The following is a 4,588-nucleotide window of genomic DNA, read 5'->3' as shown; positions in this document are numbered from 1 at the left end:
GGGGAAGACCCCCATGAACATCGCGGGGATGATCGCGAAGTACTTGGCGACGTCGTTCGCGAGCGAGAACGTCGTGAGCGCGCCGCGCGTGATGAGCAGCTGCTTGCCGATGCGCACGATGTCGATGAGCTTCGTCGGGTCGGAGTCGAGGTCGACCATGTTGCCGGCCTCTTTCGCCGCCGAGGTGCCCGTGTTCATCGCCACGCCGACGTCGGCCTGCGCGAGCGCGGGGGCGTCGTTGGTGCCGTCGCCGGTCATCGCGACGAGGTTGCCGCCCTGCTGCTCGCGCTTGATGAGCGCCAGCTTGTCTTCGGGCGTCGCCTCGGCGAGGTAGTCGTCGACGCCGGCCTCCTTCGCGATCGCGGCGGCCGTCAGCGGGTTGTCGCCGGTGATCATCACGGTGCGGATGCCCATGGCGCGCAGCTCGTCGAACCGCTCGCGCAGGCCGTCCTTGACGATGTCCTTGAGGTGCACGACGCCGAGCACCGCGCCCCCGCCGTCCGCGCCGAGGGTCGCGACGACCAGCGGTGTGCCCCCGGACTGAGCGATGGCGTCGGTCTCGCCGGTCAGCAGGGCGCGCGTCGAGGCCGGGACGGGCGAGCCGGATGCCTCCAGCCAGGCCAGCACGGCGGACCCGGCGCCCTTGCGCACCTGCGTGCCGTCGGCGAGGTCGACGCCGCTCATGCGGGTCTGCGCGGTGAACGGCACCACGACCGAGCCCTCAGGGGTGACGACGTGGATGCCGCGCACGGCCGCCAGCTCGACGACCGAGACGCCCTCGGGCGTGGGGTCGGCCAGCGACGAGAGGGCGGCCGCGCGGGCCAGCTCCGCGTCGTCGACGCCGGGCATCGCGACGAAGTCCGACGCACGCCGGTTTCCGTACGTGATCGTGCCCGTCTTGTCGAGGAGCAGCGTCGTCACGTCGCCCGCGGCCTCGACCGCGCGCCCCGACATCGCGAGCACGTTGCGCTGCACGAGGCGGTCCATGCCCGCGATGCCGATGGCCGAGAGCAGGGCGCCGATCGTCGTCGGGATGAGGCACACCAGCAGCGCCACGAGCACCGGGATGCTCACCGGGGCGGCGGCGTACGACGCGATCGGGTTGAGCGTCAGCACGACCACGACGAACACGATCGACAGGCTCGCGAGCAGGATGCCGAGCGCGATCTCGTTCGGCGTCTTCTGCCGGCTCGCGCCCTCGACCAGCGCGATCATGCGGTCGACGAACGTCTCGCCCGGCTTCGAGCTGATGCGCACGACGATGCGGTCCGACAGCACGCGCGTGCCGCCGGTGACCGCCGAGCGGTCGCCTCCCGACTCTCGCACGACCGGTGCGGACTCGCCCGTGATGGCCGACTCGTCGACGGTCGCGATGCCGTTGACGATGTCGCCGTCGCCGGGGATGAGCTCTCCCGCGGCGACCACGACGACATCGCCCAGCCGCAGGTCGGCAGAGGCCACCTCGACCGTCTCGACGCGCTGGGCGGCGGCATCCTCCCGCTCGTCGTACGCGGTGACCCGGCGGGCCATGGTCGAGGTGCGGGTCTTGCGCAGCGTCGCCGCCTGCGCCTTTCCGCGGCCCTCGGCGACGGACTCGGCCAGGTTCGCGAACAGGACCGTCAGCCACAGCCAGACGGCGATGCCCCACGTGAACCCGAACGGCACGGCCGTGCCGCCCGAGGCCTCGGGGCCGCCGAGGAACGGCTCGGCGATCGCGATGACCGTGGTCAGCGCGGCACCGACCCACACCAGGAACATGACGGGGTTGCGCCACAGCGCCGCGGGGTTGAGCTTGCGCAGCGCCCCGGGGACCGCGGCCCACAGCTGGGCGGCGCTGACGGCGCGCGACGAGGGCTTCGGCGGCTTGACGGCGACGGAGCCCGAGACGGGCGCGCCGGGGGTGAGAGTGGACGTGGACATGTTCAGACGAGACCTTCCGCCAGGGGACCCAGCGTGAGAACGGGGAAGTAGGTGAGAGCCGTGATGATGACCGAGACGACCGCCAGCAGCCCGACGAACTGGGGGCGGTGCGTGGGCAGTGTGCCGGCGGTCGACGGCACGGAGTCCTGCGCCGCCAGCGAGCCGGCGAGGGCGAGAACCAGCACGATCGGGATGAAGCGCCCGAGCAGCATGGCGACGCCGAGCGCCGTGTTGAGCCAGGGCGTGTTCGCCGTCAGACCCGCGAACGCCGAGCCGTTGTTGTTGGCCGCCGAGGTGAAGGCGTAGAGCACCTCGCTCAGGCCGTGCACCCCCGGGTTCCAGATCGACGTCGACTCGACGTCGGAGCGGATGGGCGGGATCGCGAAGCTGAGCGCCGTGCCCGCGAGCACGAGCGTGGGCGTCACGAGGATGTACAGGCTCGCGAGCTTGATCTGCGTCGGGCCGATCTTCTTTCCGAGGTACTCGGGCGTCCGGCCGACCAGCAGCCCGCCGACGAACACGGCGATGATCGCGAGCACGAGCATGCCGTACAGGCCCGAGCCGACGCCGCCGGGGGCGATCTCGCCGAGCATCATGTTGATCATCGGGATCATGCCGCCGAGAGCCGTGTACGAGTCGTGCATCGAGTTGACCGCTCCCGTGCTCGTGAGCGTCGTCGCACCCGCGAAGAGCGTCGAGCCGAAGATGCCGAACCGCGTCTCTTTGCCCTCCATGGCCGCGCCCGCCAGCTGCGGCGCAGTGCCGAGCCCCAGCGCCTCCAGCCAGGTCACCGCGGCGATCGACACGATCGCGATCGAGCTCATCACGGCGAGGATCGCGTAGCCCTGCCGGTCGTCGCCGACCATGCGGCCGAACGCTCGCGGCAGCGCGACCGGGATCGCCAGGATCAACAGGATCTCGAACACGTTCGACCACGGCGTGGGGTTCTCGAACGGGTGCGCCGAGTTGGCGTTGAAGAATCCGCCGCCGTTGGTGCCGAGGAGCTTGATGGCCTCCTGGCTCGCGACGGGGCCGCCCGGGATCGACTGGGTGCCCCCGGCGACCGTTCCGACATCGACGAAGCCGCTGAAGCTCTGCACGACCCCGCCGGCGACGAGGACGATCGCCGCGACGACGGCGAGGGGCAGCAGCAGGCGGGTGAGCCCGCGGGTGAGGTCCACCCAGAAGTTGCCGATCGTCGAGGCGCCGCGGCGCGAGAACCCGCGCACGAGGGCGACGGCGACCGCGATGCCGACGGCGGCCGAGACGAAGTTCTGCACGGCGAGCCCGGCGAGCTGCACCGTGTAGCCCATCGTCACCTCGGGCGAGTACGACTGCCAGTTGGTGTTGGCGACGAACGAAGCCGCCGTGTTGAACGCCAGGCCCTCGGGCACCGCCGGCAGCCCCAGCGAGTACGGCAGCACGGCCTGCAGGCGCTGCAGCGCGTACACGAACAGCACTCCCATGAGCGAGAACGCCAGCACGCCGCGCGTGTACGCCTGCCAGGTCTGCTGCGACTGCGGGTCGACGCCGACGAGGCGGTACATGCCGCGTTCGACGCGCCAGTCCTTCTCGGACGTGAACACGCGCGCGATCCAGTCGCCCAGCGGGCGGTAGAGCAGCGCGAGGATGAGCAGGACGGTGGCGATCTGCAGGATGCCGGTCCAGACGACGGCGGCATCCATCAGAACTTCTCCGGCTTCACGAGCGCGATCACGAGGTAGACGACAGCGGCGAGGCAGAGCGCGGCGGCGAGCAGGGAGAGGACCGTCACAGCTTCTCGGCCCCCTTCGCGATCAGACCGACGAGCGCGAACAGCGCGAGGGTGAGGGCGAGGTAGATGACATCGAGCACGGTTCGATGCAACCCCCGGGCGGATGCCACGCCGCTCGTCCTCACGGAATCCGTGCGCGTCGCGCCGCCATGCTCACGGGACGCTGACGAACCGCCCGGTGCGCGCACGCGCGGCCCACGCACGCTGCGGTCGCTGAGCGAGCGCCACCGAGGCGAAACGCGGTGACCCGTCCTGCAGAACCCGGCCCCGCGAGCTCGGGGGGACGGACGCGTCCGAGCAGCGGCTTACGACCTTCCGTCTCGCTTCGCCCGCTCGACGAGTTGTGCGCGGACCGGGCCGCGTGAGCCGGGGGGTCAGGCGCGGGCCAGCGCGTCCTCGAACGCGACCCACGCGAGCATCGCGCACTTCACCCGGGCGGTGTACTTCGACACCCCCGAGAGGGCGGCGGCGTCGCCGAACACCTCTTCGTCCAACGGCAGCTCGCCGCGCGAGCGCAGTGCTTCGCGGAACCCTTCGACGAGAGCGGATGCCTCGGCCCGCGGCATCCGTCCCTCTTCTTCGAGCAGCGACACGAGCATCGACGCGGAGGCCTGCGAGATCGAGCACCCGGCGCCGTCCCACGTGATCTCGGTCACCTCGGCGCCGTCGTCCGAGACGCGCACGCGCAGCGTGATCTCGTCGCCGCAGATCGGGTTGCGCTGGTGCGAAGACGCCGTGTGCGGTGCCTCGTCGGCGAGGCCCTTGCCGTGCGGGCGCTTGGAGTGGTCGAGGATGAGCTCCTGGTAGAGCGATTCGAGGCCGTTCATGCGCTGACTCCGAAGAACGAGCGGACGCCCGACAGCGCGTCGAGGAAGACGTCGACGTCGTCCGCGG

General features: G+C 71.1%; 4 protein-coding genes. All 4 read right to left on the bottom strand.

Annotation, left to right across the window (positions count from 1 at the left end; translation table 11 throughout):
• Positions 1-1,920 (bottom strand): potassium-transporting ATPase subunit KdpB (kdpB, locus tag ACTHNQ_RS14660; RefSeq protein WP_440334518.1); only part of this gene is annotated, 1,920 nt, incomplete at its 3' end.
• A 2-nt stretch (positions 1,921-1,922) separates the two neighbouring features.
• A complete protein-coding gene (gene kdpA / locus ACTHNQ_RS14655; RefSeq protein WP_440334516.1) occupies positions 1,923-3,605 on the bottom strand; it encodes a potassium-transporting ATPase subunit KdpA in 1,683 nt (560 codons plus the stop codon).
• Positions 3,605-3,694 carry a potassium-transporting ATPase subunit F gene (locus ACTHNQ_RS14650; RefSeq protein ID WP_440334514.1) on the bottom strand — a complete coding sequence of 30 codons (90 nt, stop codon included), beginning with the start codon at positions 3,692-3,694 and terminating at the stop codon, positions 3,605-3,607. Before ACTHNQ_RS14650 ends, kdpA begins: the two co-directional genes overlap by 1 nt.
• Positions 3,695-4,068: 374 nt before the next feature.
• On the bottom strand, positions 4,069-4,521 hold the full coding sequence (gene sufU / locus ACTHNQ_RS14645) for a Fe-S cluster assembly sulfur transfer protein SufU (protein ID WP_440334512.1): 453 nt from the start codon (positions 4,519-4,521) through the stop codon (positions 4,069-4,071).
• Positions 4,522-4,588 lie beyond the last annotated feature (67 nt).

Origin of the sequence: Microbacterium sp. (genome assembly GCF_051953575.1) — a bacterium.
GTDB lineage: Bacteria > Actinomycetota > Actinomycetes > Actinomycetales > Microbacteriaceae > Microbacterium.
This window is presented reverse-complemented; position numbering and strand designations above follow the sequence as displayed.

Coding starts and splice junctions, on each gene's coding strand:
- sufU (WP_440334512.1), bottom strand. CDS start 4,521: ATGAACGGCCTCGAATCGCTCTACCAGGAGCTCATCCTCGACCACTCC.
- kdpA (WP_440334516.1), bottom strand. CDS start 3,605: ATGGATGCCGCCGTCGTCTGGACCGGCATCCTGCAGATCGCCACCGTC.